Annotated in this window: 1 protein-coding gene; it reads left to right on the top strand. The window is 56.8% G+C overall.

Annotated elements, in window-relative coordinates; genetic code table 11:
• The coding region (locus tag D7X96_RS42080; RefSeq protein WP_158626689.1) for a hypothetical protein at positions 1 to 446 on the top strand (446 nt) is incomplete at its 5' end.
• Positions 447 to 463: the final 17 nt, after the last annotated feature.

Genomic DNA, 463 nt, shown 5'->3' with positions numbered 1-463 from the left:
ACTTTGCGCAGAAGCAGGAGGCCGGCACGTTTGTGTTGGATGACCATCCGTACCCTGCGTGGTTCCAGAGCCCTGAACCTACGGACGAGGGCCAGATCTTTGACAGCGTGTGCCGATTCCGCGACTCCATGGCCAACTTCCCTGCGCCCGTGCTCATGGGCGAGTTCTCCGCCATCTCAGCTCTAGACAACGACGACTGGGTCGAGCGATACGTCAAAACCCAGCTCAAGGTCTACGGCTGGTCAGCCGGCTCCATGTTCTTCAACTTCAAAATGAAGGATTCAGGTCGCCGCATCCTGGGTCTGTCATCCGAATCCAACAAGAAGTACTCGATGCTCAGACTGCTCGAGGACACGATCCCCAACCGCGATACGTCTAAGTCTGTCAAGGACTGGACGAACAGCCTCAGTGACGAATGTGGCGACGACCCAAACATTCACTGGTAATGGCCGCGCTGCCATCT

This window comes from Corallococcus interemptor (assembly GCF_003668875.1).
GTDB lineage: Bacteria > Myxococcota > Myxococcia > Myxococcales > Myxococcaceae > Corallococcus > Corallococcus interemptor.
The sequence above is the reverse complement of the archived record's forward strand: the minus strand, read 5'-3'. Positions and strand labels throughout refer to the sequence as shown.